Below are 18,414 nucleotides of genomic sequence, written 5' to 3'. Positions count from 1 at the left end.
TCCCTTGTCCGACCTCACCGACTACTACGAGATCTTCGACATCGAGCGGGGCGCCGACGCCCCCGCGATCGAGAAGGCGATCCGCACGGCGCGCAAGCGCTGGCGCCAGCTGACCGGATCGCCGGATCGCGAGCGCGCCCAGCTCGCCGAGCGCCGGATGGCCGAGCTCGAGGCGGCCGAGAACGCCCTGCTCGACGACGCGGCCCGTCAGACGTACGACGCGACGCTCGCCGCCCAGCAGGCGGCGCCGTCCGCTCCGGCCGCGCCCGTCGCGTCCTCGGAGGCCTGGGGCGAGCGCGCGGCCGAGTACTACCGCGAGGGCGACATGAACAACGCCTTCATCGCGGCGAAGAAGGGCACCGACCTCGAGCCCGGCGACACCTTCGCGTGGCTCGTCTACGGCCGGTCGGCCATCGAGCTGAAGCGCTACCGCGAGGCGGACTTCGCGTCGGCCGAGCTCGTGCGCCGCGCCCCGCGGGACGAGGGGAGCCACGAGCTGCGCGGCGACGTGCTCGAGGCCATGGAGCGCTATGCCGAGGTGGAGGCGGCGTTCCGGCGCGCGGCGGAGATCGCCCCCGACCGCGTCTACTACGCCGGCCGGGCCGCGTGGGCGCTCGTCGACCAGGGCCGCGCCGCGGAGGGGTTCGCCGAGGCGGAGGCGCTCCTGGCGCGGTTCCCCGACGAGGAGTATCCCGTGAAGGTGATGCGGGCCGCTGGCGAGAGGCTGCGGGATGCGGGCGATCCGCGGAGGGCTCTCGAGGTGTCGCAGAGGCTGATCGGGATCGAGGCGAGCGAGCAGCACATCCTCGAGGCGGTCCTCGCGATCCAGGACATCGAGCAGCAGGGCGACGTCGACGCGGCGCTGGTCAGCGCGCGGCAGCTGCTTGAGGCGTTCCCGAACAGCGCGAAGGCGCAGCGCCTGATGCGGTACGCGATCATCTCCCTGCGGGAGCGGGGACGGTGGGACGAGGCGCTCGCCGAGTCGCGGGCGCTGCTCGCGCGCTACCCGGACGACCAGGACGTGAGGGCGCAGGTGGCGTGGAGCGTCTTCGGCGACGCCGAGGCCAAGATGCCCGCGACCTCGGCCGACAGCCACACGATCCTCAACAAGGCGCAGGCTGCTTGCTACCGCAGCGCGATCGACCAGGTCGCCGCCCTCGGCGTCGCCGACCAGGACGTGCAGCGTCAGCTGGCGACGAAGCGGGAGTTCCTCGCGAAGAAGGAGAAGGTGAGGGTCTCCCTGAACTTCGGGAAGATCGTCGTGGCGATCCTCGCGCTGGTGCTCTTCCTCACGGGCCTCAACACGATGCCCCAGGGCATCCTCACCGCCGCCGTCGGGGGCCTGCTCGGCTGGTGGTTCGTCGTGATGTCGTTCCCGCGGCAGTACAAGCTGGATCGGAAGACCGCCACTCCGGAGCAGCGCGCGAGCGGACTGCAGAGATGACGGGCGCCGAGGCGGATCTCGCCCGCGAGGTCGCGGAGCTGCGCAGCCTGTTCCAGCGGCGGCTCCTCGACGACCGGGCGAAGAATCAGCTGATCGATCAGGTGCAGCGCGATCTGGCCGCGCGCCGCGAGCTCGACACGGGCGAGGCGTTCGCGGGGCTCTTCCGCGAGATCCTGCTGGCCGTCGACCGCCTGCGCGGCGAGGAGGCGAGCGCGGCGCTGTCGGCGTCGGTCGCCGACGAGCTCATCGAGATCCTCGCCCGACGGGGGCTCGAGCCGGTCGCCGATGCGGGCGCCTGCGATCCCGACGTGCACGAGGTGGTCGAGGTCGTCGACGCCGGGGCCGAGCCCGGACAGATCGTGCGGGTGCGCCGGCCCGGCTATACGCTGGGGGCCCGCCTGCTGCGCCCGGCGCAGGTCGTCGTGCGGGCGCACGAGGAGGGGACGGCGTGACGTGGCCGAGCTGACGCAGATCCTCGCGGCGCTCTTCGCGCTCGTGGGATTCATCCTGATGTCGCGAGGCATCCTCCTCTCGAAGCGGCAGTACAAGAAGAAGCCGCGGAACCTCGCGAGCGGCGCGCTGTGCCTCGTCGCGGCCGGTGTTCTGCTGTGGATCGGAAGTGGAGCGCCCTTCTCGTCATGACCGTTCTCGGAACCCTCGCCGCGGGCGATCTCATCGCCGCGCTCGGGAAGACCTCGTCCGCGCGCCAGGCGAACGAGGCGTCGGCGCTCAGCGGCACCCTCCTGTTCTTCTCGGGCGGATCCCTCACCCTCTGGTGCGTCGACGGCGCCCGCCTCGCGATCACGTCGCTGGCGCTGGAGGGCGCCGACCCGGACGCGCAGCGGATGCTCGCCCCTCCGGTCGGGTGGGTGCAGGCGCTGAAGGCCGGCTTCGAGCGCCGCGACGTGATCGAGCTGTCGGTGCGCGGGGGCTCCGAGCTGATCGCCCGGCGGCCCGACGACGAGCGGATGCTCGTGCAGCCGCTGTGGCCGTCGCAGCCGCTCGTCGACGCGTACGCCGCGTTCGCGGGTGACGTGGCCTCCGCCGGCGCCGTCAGCGTGCGCGGCAAGGAGATCCTTCCAAGGCTGGGCGCGGTGCCCGACGGCGAGACCGTCGTGCTCGTGATCGACGACGGGTCCGTCCGCGTCGGCGAGCAGGGCGACCCGATCGCGGCCGGCGTGTCGCTCCCGCCGCAGCGGATCGCGGTGAACGGCCGTCGGCTGGCGGACGCGGTCGACGCGGTCACCACCGTCAAGCTGCCGCAGGCGGTGATCGAGTCGCTGCCCGATGCGGGGCTCGTGAAGGTCTACGGCGCGAGCCGGCGGGATCCGGTGACGTACGGAACGCTGGACTGCTTCCTCCGCACGGGGGCGGACGCGGATCCGATCGCGGTGGTCGAGGAGGAGGCTCCCGCCGACGCCGCCTGGGAGACGCCGACGCCCGCGAGCCCCGTCGAGGACGTGCTGGCCGAGCTCGACGCCATCATCGGCCAGCCGAAGCTGAAGCAGCAGGTGCGCGGCCTGATGAACCAGGTCGAGATGAACCGCCGGCGCGAGGAGCAGGGACTGAAGGCGAGCCAGGTCGGCGCCCACCTCGTGTTCGCGGGCCCTCCCGGCACGGGGAAGACGACGGTCGCGCGCCTCATCGCGAAGCTGTTCCACGCCCTCGGCGTGCTGGAGCGCGAGGAGGTCGTCGAGGCCGATCGGGCGCGGCTCGTGTCGCAGAACATCGGCGGCACGGAGGAGAAGACCCTCGCCGCGATCGACGAGGCGATGGGCGGGGTGCTGTTCGTCGACGAGGCCTACGCGCTGGCCGGCGGCGGCGACAACGACTTCGGCAAGAAGGCCATCGAGGTGCTGCTGAAGGAGGCGGAGGACCGCCGCGACGGGTTCGTCTGCATCCTGGCCGGATACACCGACCAGATGAACGACTTCATGAAGGCCAACCCCGGCTTGCGCTCGAGGTTCCCCCGCACGATCGACTTCGCGCCGTACGCGCCGGACGAGCTCGTCGAGATCGCCCGCAGCATGGCGCGCGGCATGGATAACGTGCTCGCCGCCGACGCCGAGCAGGAGCTCGCCCGTCGGCTCGCCGACGAGCATCGCCGCGGCGGCTTCGATCGCGCCGACTGGGGCAACGCCCGCAGCATCCGCAACGTCGTCGACGAGGCGGCCATCCAGCGCGACACCCGGATCAGCCTCGCGGGCGCGCACGACCTCGACTCGCTCGTGAACCTCACGGCGGAGGACGTCTCCGCCGCCTGCGACGTCTTCAAGCTCGGTCGCGTCGCGGAGGCGAGCGAGACGCCGGAAGCGGTGCTCGCCGAGCTCGACGCCCAGATCGGGCAGCCGCAGCTCAAGCGGCAGGTGCGGGCGATCGTCGCGCAGGCGCGCGTGCAGCAGGCGAAGCAGGCCCGCGGCATCGCCGTGACGGGATCGGCGATCGAGCACCTGCTGTTCGTCGGCCCGCCGGGAACGGGGAAGACGACGATCGCGCGGCTCATCGCGCGCCTCTACTGCGCGCTCGGACTGCTCCCGAACAGCGAGATCGTGGAGGTCGGGGAGCAGGATCTGGTGGAGGGGTACGTCGGTCAGACGGCCCCGAAGACGACGGCGAAGATCGACGAGGCGATGGGCGGCGTGCTGTTCATCGACGAGGCGTACTCGCTCGTCCCCGTGGGGGAGGATCGCAACAGCTTCGGCCGGGAGGCGATCAACACGCTGGTGCCGCGGCTCGAGAACGATCGGGGGAAGTTCCTCGCGATCGCGGCGGGCTATCCCGATGACATGCAGCGGTTCGTCGACTCCAACGTGGGGCTGAAGTCGCGGTTCACGACGCGGATCGAGTTCGAGCCGTATTCGGCGGACGAGCTGATCCGCATCGCCGAGAGCATGGCGGCGAAGGCCGGCGAGACGCTCACGGAGGGTGCGAGGGACGCACTCGCCGAGCGCCTGCACGCGGCCGAGCGCGCCGGCGGGTTCGCGGCGAAGGACTGGGGCAACGCCCGCGCGGTGCGAGGCGTCGTCGAGCGCGCGGTGCAGGCGCGCGACCTGAGGGTGAGCGCCGGCGACCTCGACGACGATCCCGATGCGCTCGTCACGATCCTCGAGGCCGACATGGTCGAGGCCTGCGAGGGCGAGGGGCTCGCGCTGCGCTCGATCGGGGAGAGCACGGACGATGTGCTCGCCGAGCTGGACGACATCGTCGGTCAGGCGCAGCTCAAGCGGCAGGTGCGGGCGATCGTCGCGCAGACGAGCCTGGCTGCCGAGCGGAAGGAGGCGGGTCTCGTCGACGGGCCCGTGCCGATCGAGCATCTGCTGTTCGTGGGCCCGCCGGGAACCGGGAAGACCACGGTGGCCCGTCTGTTCGCGCGCCTCTATCGTGCGCTCGGCCTGCTGCCGAAGGGCAACCTCGTGGAGGTGGGGCAGCAGGACCTGGTGGCGGGGTACGTCGGTCAGACGCCGCCGAAGACGACGGCGAAGATCGATGAGGCGATGGGCGGGGTGCTGTTCATCGACGAGGCGTACTCGCTGGTTCCGGTGGGGGAGGATCGCAACAGCTTCGGCCGGGAGGCGATCGACACGCTGGTGCCGCGGCTCGAGAACGATCGGGGGAAGTTCCTGGCGATCGCGGCGGGGTATCCCGGGGACATGCAGCGGTTCGTGGACTTCAACGTGGGGCTGAAGTCGCGGTTCACGACGCGGATCGAGTTCGCGCCGTATTCGGCGGACGAGCTGACCCGGATCGCCGAGAGCATGGCGGCCAAGGCCGGTCAGACGCTCGGCGCGGGCGCGCGCGACGAGCTGGCCTCGCGTCTCGCGGCGGCCGACGAGGCGGGGCGGTTCGACCACCAGGACTGGGGCAACGCCCGCGCGATGCGCATCCTCGTCGACGAGGCCTGCAAGACCCGAGATCTGCGCCTGAGCGCCGACGGCTACGACGCGCCCGAGGAGATGGTGACCCTCCTGTCGCAGGACATCGCGGAGGGGTGCGCGAAGGTGCTCGCCGGCTGACGCGGGGGCGGCGCGCCGACGGGGGGGCGTCCCTCCGCCGCGCGGCGGAGCGCGAAGATCCGCCCGAGGGCGGAGGCGCCGCGACCCGCGGCCGCGCACGATGGGGAGCATGAACGCCACCAGCCTCTTCTCCCCGCACGACGTCCGCCCCGGACTGCCGCCCGCGCGCGTGCCGTGGGGCGGCGTGATCGCGTATCTGGCCATCGCCGCGGTGCTCGGCTGGATCGTCTGCCTGCCGCTGTGGATGGGCGACGGCCTGCGGGATCCGGCCTTCCAGCTCTACGCGGCGGGCCTCATGTACACGCCGACGGTCGCGGCGCTCGTCGTCGTCTTCGCGAGCGTGCCGAAGGGAGCCCGGGCGCGCTATCTCGGGCTGCTGCCCTTCCGGCCCATCGCCCGCAAGCTGTGGATGTTCGCTCTGCTGCCGGTCGGCTTCCTCGCGACGGGATTCGCGTCGTTCTTCCTCGCGGTGGCGCTCGGCTGGACATCGGTCGCGGATCTCGCCCCCGTCGCCGCCGCGCTGCCTCCGGCGATGAATCTCGACGCCTGGATCGCGATGCAGTTCCTCCTGCTGCCGCTCATCATCCTGCAGGCGACCGTCGCCGCGTTCGGCGAGGAGCTCGGGTGGCGCGGGTATCTGACCACGGCGCTGTCGCCCCTCGGCTTCTGGCCGTCGGCGGTCATCATCGGCATCGTGTGGGGGCTGTGGCACGCGCCGATCATCCTGCTCGGCTACAACTTCCAGCGCACCGACGGGTGGGGGCTGGCGCTCATGTGCGGCTTCACGTTCTTCGTCGGCGTGCTGCTCCAGTGGACCCGGTACGTCACCCGCAGCGTCTGGCCCGCCGCGGTCGGTCACGGCGCGCTCAACGCGACGCTGCCGCTGACCCTCATCTGGACGGATCCCGAGACCGACGTCGCCCTCGGCACGGGCCTCGGCGTCGCCGGGTGGATCGTGTTCGCCGTCGTGATCGCGGTGCTGCTCGTCACGCGCTCCTTCCGCCCGGCGCCGGACTGGACCCCGAAGGTCGACGTCATGACCCCGCCGCCCGCGGGGTTCTCGTATCCGCCGGAGCGGTGAGGCGGGATCCGCGCGGCCCCGGACTCGTGCGGGGCGGCGGATCCTTCGGAGCGGGGAAACGCATGTTTCCGGGGTTGCGCGGCGTGCGTTTCTGCGACTCGGGCGTGGAGGGGATCCTTCGGGTCGGCGAAACGCACGCGTCGAGCTGTTCGCGAGGTGCGTTTTCGCGACGTGGATGGGGCACGGGATTCTCGGGTCGGTGATTCGCACGCGTCCGGGTCGGTTTCGCGTGCGTTTCTGCGACTCGGGCGGCGGGCGGATCCTTCGGGTCGGGGAATCGCACGTGTCTGGGGCGGTTTCGCGTGCGTTTCTGCCCCTCGGGGCGTTGGGGTGGTGAAACGCATGGCCCGGGGTTCCGCGGGGTGCGATTCTGCGACTCGGGCGGCGGGCGGATCGTCCGCGTCGGCGAATCGCACACGTCCGGGGTGGCCTCGCGTGCGTTTCTGAGACTTGGACGGTGGGGCGGATCTCTCGGGGCAGCGAATCGCACGTCCCGCCCGCGGTTCCAGGCGCGTATCTGCGCCTCGGGGGGCGTTGGGGTGGTGAAACGCATGGCCCGGGGTTCCGCGGGGTGCGATTCTGCGACTCGGGCGGCGGGCGGATCGTCCGCGTCGGCGATTCGCACACGTCCGGGGTGGCCTCGCGTGCGTATCTGCGCCTCGGGGCGTGGGGTGTGGATCCTTCGGGGCGGCGAGGCGCATGTATCCGGGGTTCCGCGGGGCGCGTTTCCGTGACGGGGAGGGGCGCCAGATCCGTCGGATTGGCGAAGCGCGCGCGTATCGAGCATGCGGCGGGCGCGTTCTCGCGAGTCGGGGGATCCGGGGGCGAGAGGGCGCACGTCACGGCGCCCCTGCGCGAGCAGCGCGTCGTTTCCCGCGAGGTACGGCACGGCTCTTCGAGCAAGAGGGTCGCCGCGAACGGTCGGGGGCGGCGCGGCGACGCCACCCGGTCGCAGGGGCGCGGGACGGCGTTCTGCGGTGACTCTGTCCGGTCTGCGCGGGGCGCCGCGAATCAGCGGCGCCCCGCGAGAGGGGTCGGCTTCTCGTCAGCAGCAGGGGCGGTGCGCGTGGCGGCCGTGCTCGCGCCCGCCGTGGATGCGCGGGTCGAAGCCGCGCTCGTCGCGGTCGAACCCGCGGTCGAAGCGGTGGGGTGCATCGTGCCCGCGCTCGTAGCGGTCGAAGTCGCGCTCGTGGCGATCGAACCCGCGGTCGTGGCCGCAGCCGTGGTGGCGGGAGCCGTGCTCGTCCCGGCTGAACCCGTGCTCATCCCGACTGGACCCGTGCCCGTGCCGGTCGAAGCGGTGGGCGGCGTCGTGTCCGCGCCGTCCGTGCTCGCGGCGGGGGAGGGGCATGCCCTCCTGCCAGCCGAGGGCGCGGGCGATCTGCTCGAGCGACGCGAGCGTGCGCTCGAGATCCTCGGGCGTGACGGCGTCCGCGACGCGGGTGCGGATCTCCTCGACGGGCCCGGATGCCCGGTCCTTCACCGCGCGTCCGGCGTCGGTGAGCTGCCAGGATCCGTCGACGCGGGCGGCCCAGCCGCGGTCGGCCAGGCGTCGGGTGGCGCGGCGGAAGCGCTCGCCGTCCCTGTCGGGGAGGGCGACGGATCCGTCGACGATGTTCAGCGCCATCCAGGTGCGCCGGTCGAGACCCTCGCTGTCGAGGGCGTCGCGGAAGGCGCGGGTGAGGAGGCGGTCGGTCGCCTTCAGCCAGAAGCCGATGGGCGGGTGCGTGTTGTCGTGTGTATCGGTGGTCATGGTGGTCCTCTCGTCTGCGCCGACGGTCGGCGCGAATTGCATGTCATGTGGCATGTAAATGCACAATGACATGCAACGCATCGCATGTCAAGTGACATGTATCCTGTGGGGGTGAGCCCCACCGACGCCGATCGCATCGCCGACGCCCTCGCCCGCATCCGCGCAGGGCACGGACGCGGACCGGGGGCGCATCGCCACGGATTCCCAGACGGCCCGCGGAACGGCTGGCCGCCGATGCACGGCGGCCCCCACGGGCGCCACCCGCACGGCGGCCCCGACGTCGGGCCGCACGATCCGCACGGCGACCCGCAGGGCGGGGGGATCCGCGGACCGCACGTCCGTGGCGCGAACGACGATCGGGATCCGCAGGGTGAGGGGATCCGCGGACCGCACGACGCGCGTCGCGGAGGGCGACGGTCCATGGCGCGGCTGCGGCTGCTCGACGTGCTCGCCGCGGCGCCGACGCCGCTGTCGGTGAGCGAGATCGCCGACCGCATCGGCGTCGATCAGCCGCGCGCGAGCCGCCTCGTGCAGGCGTCCGTCGACGAGGGCTTCGTGCGGCGAGAGGCCGACCCCGACGATGCGCGCCGCACTCTCATCGCGCTCACCGACGGCGGGCGCGAGATCGCCGAACGGGCGCGCGAGGCCCGCGTGGACGCGGTGCGCGAGGCGCTCGACCGCTTCGACAGCGACGAGCGCCACCAGCTGGCCGACCTCCTCACCCGCCTCGCCGACGCCTGGCCCCGCCGCTGACGGGGCGGATCCGCATGACGGCCCGCCCCTTCTCCTCGACCGCATCGTTCTACGCGCGTCACCGGCCGGGGATCCCCGACGAGGTCGCCGCGCTCGTCGCGGCGGCCGCGCCCGCGGGATCGCCGCGTCGCCTGCTCGACGCGGGCACGGGAACCGGGCTCGTGATCCGCGCTCTCGCGGGCTTCTTCGACGAGGCCATCGGCGTGGATGTCGACGCCGATCTGCTCGCCGAGGCCGCGTCGGCCCTGGCTCCGGAGATCTCGGCGGGAGCGGTCGAACTCAGGGAGAGTCCCGCCGAGGACATCCGCTTGCCAGAGAGCCGCCGCGTGCATCTCGTCACGGTGTGCCGCGCCTTCCACTGGTTCGACCGTCCGCGATTCCTCGCCGCCGCGGCCGACGCCCTCGTCGACGACGGAGCGCTCGCCGTCTTCGGCGACCGGAGCATCTGGGCGTACGACACCGGCTGGAAGGCTGAGGTCGTCGCCGTGATCCGCGACATGCTCGGCGATCGGCGGCGCGCAGGAGGCGGAGCCTATGTCGAGCCGTCCCGCGACTTCGCCGACGACATCGGCGACGCCGGATTCCGCGGGATCCAGCGCCGCGTCGTCCCCGTTCGGCGCGTCCGCTCGATCGACGACGTCATCGGAGAGCTGCACTCGACCTCGTTCGTCTCGCCCGCCGTGCTCGGCGATCGCGCGGAGGCATTCGACGCCCGCGTACGCGAGCGCCTCGTGCCCATCGCCGACGAGCGAGGCCTCCTGCTCGACGACAACGCGTTCGAGATCATCACGGCGCTGCGGCCCCGTCGCTGACGGGGCGGGTCGGTCGGGGATCCTTCGGGTCGGCGAATCGCACGTCCTACCGGCGGATTCGGGTGCGTTTCTGCGACGTGGACCGCCCGGCGAGCTCGCCGGCCGCATCCAGATGACGCGAACGCACCGTCGACTCGACCGCGAGGGCGCGTTCGCGTCATCTGAACGGATCCGCGGGTGCTCTTCTACGATCTCGCAGGTGGCCGCGCGCTGCGGGCTGTCGGGCCGCACGGTCCCGGCGCGGTTTCGGGTGTGGTGCTGCCGCGCGGGGCGTGCCCTCGCGGTGGTGGGGATCGCCATGGCCGACGACACAGAGGCCTGGCGCGGATGCGGGGGGCGATTCTGCGACTTGGGTCGGCCGGGGATCTTTCGGGTCGGCGAATCGCATGTCCCACGGACGTTTTCAGGTGCGTTTCTGCGATCTCGGCGGCGGCCAAGCGCTGCGGGTCGACGGATCGCACGTCTCGCGGGCGGAGCCGCGGCGCCTCGAAGAGACGGAACCGGGCGGCTCCGCCCCCAACAGCAGAACCGCCCGGTGGATCGGGGTGGGTCAGAAGCGCCAGAGCAGCTCGACGCCCGCGACGCCCAGCAGGCCGAAGACGGTGCCCCACAGGATGATCGAGATGATCTGCCAGAAGATCACCTTGTTCTTCGAGGCGCCGAAGCCGACGATGATGGCCGACGTGATCTGGCTCGGCAGCACGAGCTGTCCGAGGAGGCTGACGCCCGCGACGCCGTAGCGGTCGAAGCGCGCCTTGAGCTTCTCGCGACGCGGCGAGAGCGGCTTCTCCTCGCGGTTGCGGGTCGCCGCGACGCGCACGCCGTGCGCCGAGAGCACGAAGACCGTCATCGACACGATGTTGCCGATCACGGCGGCGGCGATGGCGATCACGGGATGCACCCCCGCGACGATGCCGACGAACGAGCCGAGGTACGACTCGATGAACGGGATCGCGCCCAGCAGCATCACCCCGAGCCACTGGAGCGCGACGGGCAGGGACTCGGTGAAGGTCTGGAGGGATTCGATCATGTCTCCATCCCACCCGAGCCGCGCGTCCCGCACATCGTTCCAACGGATGAGACGGCCTCCGCCACGCGGCGGGCTCGCGGGGCGCGGGACAATGGAGGCGTGCCGTTCGAGATCCGGGAAGACGACCTGACCCACCCTGCCACGCGCGCTCTCGTGGCGGCGCACGTCGCCGAGATGCGGGCGGGATCCGTGCCCGAGCTCGTCTACGCGTACGACGTCGACCGTCTCCTCGACCCCGCCGTGACGCTCTGGTCGGCGTGGGAGAGCGACGCGCTCGCCGGCGTCGGCGGCCTCACCCGGCTCGACGCCGAGCGCGCCGAGCTGAAGTCGTTTCGCACGGCGCCCGCGTTCCTCGGGCGGGGCGTGGGGAGGCTGATCCTGCGCCACGCGCTCGCCGCGGCCCGCGAGGCCGGGCATCGCACCGTGCTGCTCGAGACGGGCACGGCCGACGAGTTCGCCGCCGCCCGCCGCCTCTACGCGAGCGAGGGGTTCGTCCCGCGCGGCGCCTTCGGCGAGTACGCGGACAATCCGCTGTCGCTGTTCATGGAGCTCGACCTCGCGGGCTGAGGGGGCGGCCGCGCTGCGCGTCGCGTCCAGATGACGCGAACGCGCCGTCCGCCGCGGCCCGACGGTGCTTTCGCGTCATCTGGACGGATCCCGCGGGTGTGCGAGGGAACGAAGCAGGCGGAGCGCGCCGGACCCGCGCAGTCGGCTTGACCTCGCGCGCGGCCCGCGCGAGCCTGGGTGCATGCTCCCGACAGAGATCTCGCTGGGCGTTGCCGGCGCCATCGGCGCCGAGAAGGTCGCGCGCCTCGCCCCGCACCTCGAAGAGGCGGGGTTCCGCACGCTCTGGATCAACGAGACCCCCGGCGTCAACGCCCTCGACGTCGCGGCCGCCGCGGCGAGGGAGACCGACGCCCTGCGCGTCGCGACGGGGGTCATCCCCGTCGACGAGCGCCCGTCGTCCGAGCTGCTCGACGACATCGCGCGCCTGGAGATCCCCGAGGATCGCCTCACGCTCGGCATCGGATCCGGCCGCCGCCGCGCGGGCGCCCTCGCCATGATCGACGCGACGCTCGCCGAGCTGCGCGAGGCCACGTCGGCGCGCCTCGTCGTCGGGGCACTCGGCCCGAAGATGCGCGCGCTCGCCGCCCGCGCGTCCGACGGCGTGCTGCTCAACTGGCTCCCGCCCGAGGCGGCGGCCGCGCAGACGCGCGAGTTCCACGCGGCGAACCCCGACGGCGCGGTCTCGCTCTACGTGCGCACGAACGCGGATCCCTCTGCTCGCGCCCGCCTCGAGAAGGAGGCCCGCCGCTACGAGGGGCTCCCCGCGTACGGCGCGAACTTCGCCCGCCTCGGCGTCGGCGCCCTCGACACCGCGCTGCCGCGCCCCGGCGAGGACGACCCGCGTCCGGGCCGCGACGCTTACCGCGGCGCGGTCGACGAGATCGTGCTGCGCGCCGTGACGCCCGCCGATGCCGTCGAGGAGTTCCTCGCCTTCCTCCCGCTCGCGCGCTGACGGCTCCGACCTCGCCGCCGCGGGGTTATCTCCCAGGGGAGCGCGGCTGCCCGAGTGGGTCGCCATGAATCGTCGCCTCGGGTGCGCTGCCGGCGGCATCTTCTGGCGACCGATGTGGGGCGGATCCTCTGGTGCGGGATCCGGGGAGCGCGCGCTGGCGCATGCGGGCCGCTCCGGTGGTTCCCCTCTCTGTGGCGTGACTCGCCACCCGCTCGCGCCGCCGCGGAGGCCGCCGCGCGGAGGAGCGAGGCGGCGGATCCCCGTTCGAGCGGGTCGCCACGAGCGGTCGCTTCGGGTGCGCTGCCGACCGCGTTCTCTGGCGACCTGGGAAGGGGCGGGATCCGTGGGTGCGCCTTCCCGCGGGGGAGTTTGCCGCCTCACGGGGCAGGGCGGTCGCCGTCCTCACGCGCCGTTCCCCGCGAACCGAGGCGACGTCCTGCACGACCCGCGTCGATGTCTCGTGCGCCGCACCGCCTGCGTCGACGCCGCTGGCTCCCCGCCCCGCACCGATCCGACGCCCCGCACCCGGCACCGGCGCCCCCGCGGGCCCACACCGCCTGACGCCCCGCCCCGCACTGCGCCAATGCTCCCGTACCGCCCGACCGACGCCCCGCACCCGGCGCTGTCGCCCCGTCACGCGGGCCCCGCGCCGCCTGTCGCCGGCTCCCCGCACCGATCCGACGTTCCGCGCGACCCGCGTCGATGTCCCGCGCCCCGCACCGCCTGCGTCGACGACCCGCACCGCCCGGCCGTCGGCCCCTTACGCGAGCCCCGCGTCGCGGGCGATCACGGCGGCGCGCATGCGCGTCGGCGCCTGCAGCTTCGTGAGCACGTTCGACACGTGGCTCTTCGCGGTGGGCTCGGAGATGACGAACCGCCGGGCGATCTGCGCGTTCGAGAGCCCCTCGCCGAGGGCGGAGAGCACCTCGCGCTCGCGCGGGGTCAGCTGGTCGAGGCTGGGGTGCTCGGCCTGCTGCCGTCCGGCCTCCCGCGCGCGGTCGAGCACGCGTCGCGTGACCTCGGGCGACAGGATCCCCTCCCCGGCGGCCACACGGCGCACGCCGTCGACGATCGTCGACGGATCCGCCGTCTTCAGCAGGTACCCCGCGGCGCCGGCGGCCATCGCGCCGTCCACGTAGTCGTCGACGGCGAACGTCGTGAGCACGAGCACGGGGATCCGCCGCTCGGTGAGGCGCTCGGTGGCGGCGATGCCGTCGACGTGCGGCATGCGCACGTCCATGAGCACGACGTCGGGCGAGAGCGCCTCGGCCTGTTGCACGGCGACGCGGCCGTCCGCGGCCTCGCCGACCACCTCGATGTCTCCGGCCGTGTCGAGCACGGCGCGCACTCCGGCGCGCACGGCGGCGTGATCGTCGGCGATGACGACGCGGATGGTCATCGGTCGTCCTTCCTCTCGGGCACGGGCAGGGAGGCCTCCACGCGCCAGCGTCCCTCGCCGGCGGGGCCGATCGACCCGGAGCCGCCGAGGGCGCGCCAGCGCTCGGCCATGAGCGCGGTGCCGAGGCCGGATCCCGGGGCGCCAGCGGCCTCGTCGGGCAGGGGGTTCTCGATCGTCATGGTGACGGATCCGTCGGCGAACCCGAAGGTCGCGCGCACGGGCAGCCCCGGCGCGTGGCGGGCGGCGTTCGCGACGGCCTCGCGGGCGATGCGGGTGAGCGCCGTGGCGACCGAGCCGGGCAGCGGGCCGGGGTCGCCCTCCACGCGCACCTCGGCGCCGAACGCCTCGGCCTGCGCGCGCAGGGCGTCGCGGGGATCCGCCGCGGAGGTCTCGGAGGCGTCGTCGTCGCGATCCTCGGCGAGCACGCCGATGAGGCGGTGCAGCTCCTCCAGCGCCTCGTGGCTGGCCGCGCGCATCGCGGCGACCGCGCGGGAGCGCCGCGGATCCTCGTCGTCGTCGGCGGCGGCGGCGAGGGCTCCCGCCTGCAGCGAGATCGCGGCGAGGCGCGCGGCGACCTCGTCGTGCAGCTGTGCGGCGACCTCGCCCCGCTCGGCGCGGACGGCCGCCTCGCGCTGCGCGGCGGCCGCGAGGGCGAGGGCGTCGGCGCGGTCGCGCTCCACCTCGACGAGCTCGTCGCGCTGGCGCACCGCCGTGCCCCAGGCGACCGGCAGGCCGAGCATCATGAGGAGGGGAAGTCCGATCGCGACGACCTGACCGGGGCCGTCGAGCGGCAGCACGGCCACGAACGCCGCGACGGTCGCGACGAGGAGGACGGTGACGGCGATCCGCTCGCGTCGGCGGCCCTCGAGCATCGCCGCGTATCCAGCGTCGATGAGGGCGATCACGGGCACGAGCGGCAGGCCGGGCGAGACGAGCAGCGGCATCGCCACGACGACGACCCCGAGGATCGCGACCACCACCGCCGGCGCACGCCGCTTGAACAGCCCGAGCGCCGCGGAGAGCACGATCATTCCGCCGACGACGACGGGCGTCCCGAGCGGCAGCGCGGGGTCGGGATCCTGCACGAACCCGACGTCCAGGCTCCACATCGCGAACCCGAAGATGATGAAGAGCACCGCCGTGAGCACGTCGCCGGCGGTCGACCGATAGAGCACGTGCGGCACGACGTACTCGTCGAACGACCGTCTCCTGCTCTCCGCCATGCGTCCATCCCAGCACGCCGGCCGCCGCGCCGCGTCATCCGAACGGCGGATCCATGCGGCGGGGTCGCCTTCCCGGCCCGCCCGTGACCCGCGGGTCGCAGGATCGCACCCCGTGCAGCGCCCGGGGCGTGCGTATCGCCGACTTGAAGGATCCGGCACCCGTCCGGGTCTCAGGATTGCACCTAGCGCAGCGCCCGGGGCGTGCGTTTCGCCGCCGCGAAGGATCCCGCGCCGACCCGAGTCGCAGAATCGCACGGGGGACCGCGCCCGGGGAGTGCGTTTCGCGGACCTGAAGGGACCCGGTACCCGTCCGGGTCGCGGAATCGCACCCCGCACAGCGCCTGGAGTGCTCGCTTCCCGCCCCGCCCGCGCCCTGTCGGGTCGTAGAATCGCACCTCTCCTCATCAGCCCCACGGACGTGCACTCTCCCCGCGGAGGATCCCGCCCCGCCCGAGTCGCAGAATCGCACCTCGCGCGCCCCCTGGGGCGTGCGTTTTGCGGACTCGGAGGATCACGCGCCGGCCCGGGTCGCAGAACCGCACCCCGCGCAGCGCCCGGAGCGTGCGTTTCGCCGACCCGAATGATCCCGCACCGGCCCGAGTCGCAGAATCGCACCCCGCAGAGCGCCCGGGGCGTGCGTTTCGCCGACTCGAACGACGCTGCGCTCGCCCCCCCGGGCACGGCGAAGGGGCGGGGTCACCGCGACCCCGCCCCTTCCGATCCCGGCGGTTCAGAGCCCTCGGGATCCGGGCCCCTCCCCACCCACGAGGGGAGGGACCCGCAGCGCACGCCCCAACCGTGCGCGGTCTCGTCAGCCCAGGTTCAGCGCCATCTCGTTCGGCGTGCCGGGCAGCGCCTCGCTCTCCGCGAGGATCTCGCCCGTGGCGAGGTCGACGGAGATCACGCGATCGTTCGCCGGATCCGAGACGTACGCGACCGAGCCGTCCGTCTCGAGGGACGGGTGGGGGTCCTGCCAGTCGGCCGGTCCCTCCCACGCGTCGATCACGGGGTGCTCGTCGACGAGCTCGCCGGTGGCGGGGTCGAGCACGTGGATGGACCCGTCGGAGCCGAGGATGTACGCGAGGTCATCGGGTCCGCGGACGACGCCGCTGTACACGTACTCGACCCCGTCGAGGCTCACGACCTCCGAGCTGTGCTGCGCGGTGTCGATGATCGTCACCGCGTCGAGCAGGTATCCCTCGGAGTCCGGGTCGTCCTGGTAGTCGCCGACGACGAGCGGGCTCGTCTCGGAGACGTAGGCGTTGCCCATGCGGCCGTACTCGTCGGGGGCGTCGAGCTTCTCGAACTCGCCGTGGTGGTACAGCAGGGCGCCGTCCTCGCAGCCGAAGACGACGGCCTCGTCGGCCGCGGTGCCCTCGCCGTGGATCCCTGGGCACTCGTTCGACGACGCGAGGTCGTGGTAGTGGTCGTCGTGCGGTTCGAGGGCCACCGCGCCCGATCGGGAGCTCTCGTCGCCGACCGTCGTGAGGAGGGTTCCGTCCTCGAGCACGATCGAGACGCCGTGGTGCGGCTCCTCGGCCTCGTACTGGCGCACCTCGGGGAGGGCGCCCTCGGAGTCGAGCAGGGCATCGGTGGGGAGGATCGTCGTCTCGCCCCAGCCGTCGGAGTACAGCACTGTGTTCCCGCCGTGGCGCACGACGTGGCCGGCGGCCTCCGCGGCGAAGACGGTGTCGGTGAGCTCGGGCGTCGCGGTGTCGAGCACCTGGAAGCCCTCGGAGGTGGTGACGAGCACGTTGCGGCCGTCGCCCACGGGGTTGAGGCGCGTGAACGGCTCGCTGTCGAACTGGTCGACCACCTCGAGCGAGGCGGCGTCGAGCACGAGCACCTGGCCGTCGATCGAGACGGCGAGGCGCTCGCCCGCGGCGACGTCGGCGGCCGATGCGTCGCTCGAGGCGTCGTCGGGCGCGGCGGGGGATCCTCCGGACGCGCAGCCCACGGCGAGCAGCGCGATCGCGGCGAGGGATCCGGCCGCGGCGAGGGAGCGGCGGGGTCGGGGGAGGGATGAGGTCATCGTATTCCTTTCCGGGAATATGGTGCTCACGGCGTGAGCCCGTCGGAGATGCGCTCGGTGTTCGCGCGCATCATGGTCAGGTAGGTGGGGGCGCCCCCGTCGGCGTCGGTGAGCGACTCGGTGAACAGCTCGATCACCTCGACCTCGACGCCCGCCTCGGACGCGAGCACCTGCATGAGACGGTCGGGCTGCGACGACTCGGCGAAGATCGCCGGAACGCCGGTCTCGCGGATCGCGGTCGCGAGCTGCTCGAGGTCCGCGGCGCTGGGGGAGGCGAGCGTCGTGCCGCCGGGGATGGCCGCGCCGACGACCTCGAAGTCGAACCTTTCGGCGAGGTAGCCGAACACGTGGTGGTTGGTGACGAGCGCGCGCCGTTCGGCGGGGATGTCGGAGAAGGCCGTCGTCATCTCCTCGTCGAGCGCGGCCAGCTCGGCGCGGTAGGCGTCGGCGTTCGCCGCGATCGCGTCGGCGTCGATCCCGTCGATCTCCGAGAGCCGCTCCTCGAGGGCGTCGACGACGTCGACCATGCGCGCGGGGTCGGTCCAGAAGTGCGGATCCGGTCCCGTCGCGTCGCCCGTGTAGTCGACGACCGAGATGCGGTCGCCCGCGACGAACCGGGCGGCGCCCGCGTCGGCGGCCGTGTCGAGGTGCTGCTCGACGCCCTCCTCGAGGCCGAGGCCGTTGGAGACGAGCAGGTCGGCGTCGGCGAGCTCCGCGGCCTCGCGGGCCGAGATCTCGAACGAGTGCGGGTCGGCGTTGGGCTTCATCAGCGTGGTCACGCGGCCCGCGTCGCCGACGAGCTCGGTCGTCACGTCGCCGAGGATGTTCGTGGTCGCGACGACGTGCGGCTCGCCGTCCGCCGCGGCGGCGCCGCAGCCCGCGAGAGCGAGGGCGCCGGCGAGGAGCGCGCCCGCGCCGAGTGCAGGGCGACGCCATCTCCGCGCCGCGGGCCGGTTCTCGGCTGGTTTCGGGGCGTTGCGTCGAGGATCGGCGTCGTCGTGCATCGGGGCCGGGCGAGGGCTCTCGTGTCGTGCGGTGCGGTCGGTTGCGTCGCGGCGGGGCGTGGTCTCTTCGGGCGCGCCCGCGCCGAGTGCAGGACGACGCCATTTCTGCGCCGAGGGCCGGCTTTCGCCCGTATCCGGGGTCCTGCGTCGAGGATCGGCGTCGTCGTGCATCGGGGCCGGGTGAGGATCGCCGGGCCGCGGGGTGGTGCCGGCGAGGAGCGCGCCCGCCCCCGCGCCCGCGCCGAGTGCAGGGCGACGCCATCTCCGCGCCGCGGGCCGGTTCTCGCCCGGTTTCGGAATCCTGTGCCGAAGAACGGCGTCGTCATGCATCGGGGCCGGGCGGGAGGACGG

General features: G+C 73.2%; 15 protein-coding genes. 9 read left to right on the top strand and 6 right to left on the bottom strand.

What is annotated here, in order from left to right:
• Positions 1–4 precede the first annotated feature (4 nt).
• The 5 genes from NHL53_RS09470 (at position 5) to NHL53_RS09450 (ending at position 6,538) form a co-directional block, all read left to right on the top strand.
• Positions 5–1,444, top strand: coding sequence for a tetratricopeptide repeat protein (locus NHL53_RS09470; RefSeq protein ID WP_433776617.1), 1,440 nt, complete (start codon positions 5–7; stop codon positions 1,442–1,444).
• Positions 1,441–1,896, top strand: a complete 456-nt coding sequence (gene grpE, locus NHL53_RS09465) for a nucleotide exchange factor GrpE (protein ID WP_433776616.1) — start codon at positions 1,441–1,443, stop codon at positions 1,894–1,896. Before NHL53_RS09470 ends, grpE begins: the two co-directional genes overlap by 4 nt.
• A 1-nt stretch (position 1,897) precedes the next feature.
• Positions 1,898–2,086: a hypothetical protein gene (locus NHL53_RS09460; RefSeq protein WP_433776615.1), complete on the top strand. Its 189-nt coding sequence runs from the start codon at positions 1,898–1,900 to the stop codon at positions 2,084–2,086.
• Entirely contained in the window at positions 2,083–5,457 is a 3,375-nt protein-coding gene (locus NHL53_RS09455; protein ID WP_433776614.1) for an AAA family ATPase, read from the top strand. Before NHL53_RS09460 ends, NHL53_RS09455 begins: the two co-directional genes overlap by 4 nt.
• 109 nt (positions 5,458–5,566) lie before the next feature.
• Complete coding sequence (locus tag NHL53_RS09450; RefSeq protein WP_433776613.1) at positions 5,567–6,538, top strand: CPBP family intramembrane glutamic endopeptidase; 972 nt, start codon at positions 5,567–5,569, stop codon at positions 6,536–6,538.
• 1,045 nt (positions 6,539–7,583) lie between these two features.
• On the opposite strand, the gene NHL53_RS09445 is transcribed toward NHL53_RS09450, so the two are convergent.
• Positions 7,584–8,291 carry a MarR family winged helix-turn-helix transcriptional regulator gene (locus tag NHL53_RS09445; RefSeq protein WP_433776612.1) on the bottom strand — a complete coding sequence of 236 codons (708 nt, stop codon included), beginning with the start codon at positions 8,289–8,291 and terminating at the stop codon, positions 7,584–7,586.
• 111 nt (positions 8,292–8,402) lie between these two features.
• Here NHL53_RS09445 and NHL53_RS09440 point away from each other — a divergent pair, with 111 nt between their 5' ends.
• Both NHL53_RS09440 and NHL53_RS09435 read left to right on the top strand, forming a co-directional pair.
• Entirely contained in the window at positions 8,403–9,044 is a 642-nt protein-coding gene (locus NHL53_RS09440) for a MarR family transcriptional regulator (RefSeq protein WP_433776611.1), read from the top strand.
• 14 nt (positions 9,045–9,058) lie between these two features.
• Positions 9,059–9,856 carry a methyltransferase domain-containing protein gene (locus NHL53_RS09435; protein ID WP_433776610.1) on the top strand — a complete coding sequence of 266 codons (798 nt, stop codon included), beginning with the start codon at positions 9,059–9,061 and terminating at the stop codon, positions 9,854–9,856.
• 550 nt (positions 9,857–10,406) lie between these two features.
• Here the strand turns inward: NHL53_RS09435 and NHL53_RS09430 are convergent.
• Positions 10,407–10,886, bottom strand: a complete 480-nt coding sequence (locus NHL53_RS09430; protein WP_433776609.1) for a hypothetical protein — start codon at positions 10,884–10,886, stop codon at positions 10,407–10,409.
• Positions 10,887–10,985: 99 nt separating this feature from the next.
• On the opposite strand from NHL53_RS09430, the gene NHL53_RS09425 reads away from it, so the two are divergent.
• Positions 10,986–11,453 carry a GNAT family N-acetyltransferase gene (locus tag NHL53_RS09425; RefSeq protein WP_433776608.1) on the top strand — a complete coding sequence of 156 codons (468 nt, stop codon included), beginning with the start codon at positions 10,986–10,988 and terminating at the stop codon, positions 11,451–11,453.
• A gap of 181 nt (positions 11,454–11,634) precedes the next feature.
• Positions 11,635–12,405 (top strand): LLM class flavin-dependent oxidoreductase, encoded by a 771-nt coding sequence (locus NHL53_RS09420; RefSeq protein WP_433776607.1) that lies wholly within the window; start codon positions 11,635–11,637, stop codon positions 12,403–12,405.
• Positions 12,406–13,165: 760 nt separating this feature from the next.
• On the opposite strand, the gene NHL53_RS09415 is transcribed toward NHL53_RS09420, so the two are convergent.
• The 4 genes from NHL53_RS09415 to aztC form a co-directional block, all read right to left on the bottom strand.
• Positions 13,166–13,804: a response regulator gene (locus NHL53_RS09415; RefSeq protein ID WP_433776606.1), complete on the bottom strand. Its 639-nt coding sequence runs from the start codon at positions 13,802–13,804 to the stop codon at positions 13,166–13,168.
• Positions 13,801–15,027, bottom strand: coding sequence for a sensor histidine kinase (locus tag NHL53_RS09410; RefSeq protein ID WP_433776605.1), 1,227 nt, complete (start codon positions 15,025–15,027; stop codon positions 13,801–13,803). Before NHL53_RS09410 ends, NHL53_RS09415 begins: the two co-directional genes overlap by 4 nt.
• 811 nt (positions 15,028–15,838) lie before the next feature.
• A complete protein-coding gene (gene aztD / locus NHL53_RS09405; protein ID WP_433776604.1) occupies positions 15,839–17,059 on the bottom strand; it encodes a zinc metallochaperone AztD in 1,221 nt (406 codons plus the stop codon).
• A 26-nt stretch (positions 17,060–17,085) separates the two neighbouring features.
• Positions 17,086–18,063, bottom strand: coding sequence for a zinc ABC transporter substrate-binding protein AztC (aztC, locus tag NHL53_RS09400; protein WP_433776603.1), 978 nt, complete (start codon positions 18,061–18,063; stop codon positions 17,086–17,088).
• Between the last annotated feature and the right edge of the window lie 351 nt (positions 18,064–18,414).

It is taken from the genome of Microbacterium sp. gxy059 (assembly GCF_050958665.1).
Taxonomy (GTDB): domain Bacteria; phylum Actinomycetota; class Actinomycetes; order Actinomycetales; family Microbacteriaceae; genus Microbacterium.
This window is presented reverse-complemented; position numbering and strand designations above follow the sequence as displayed.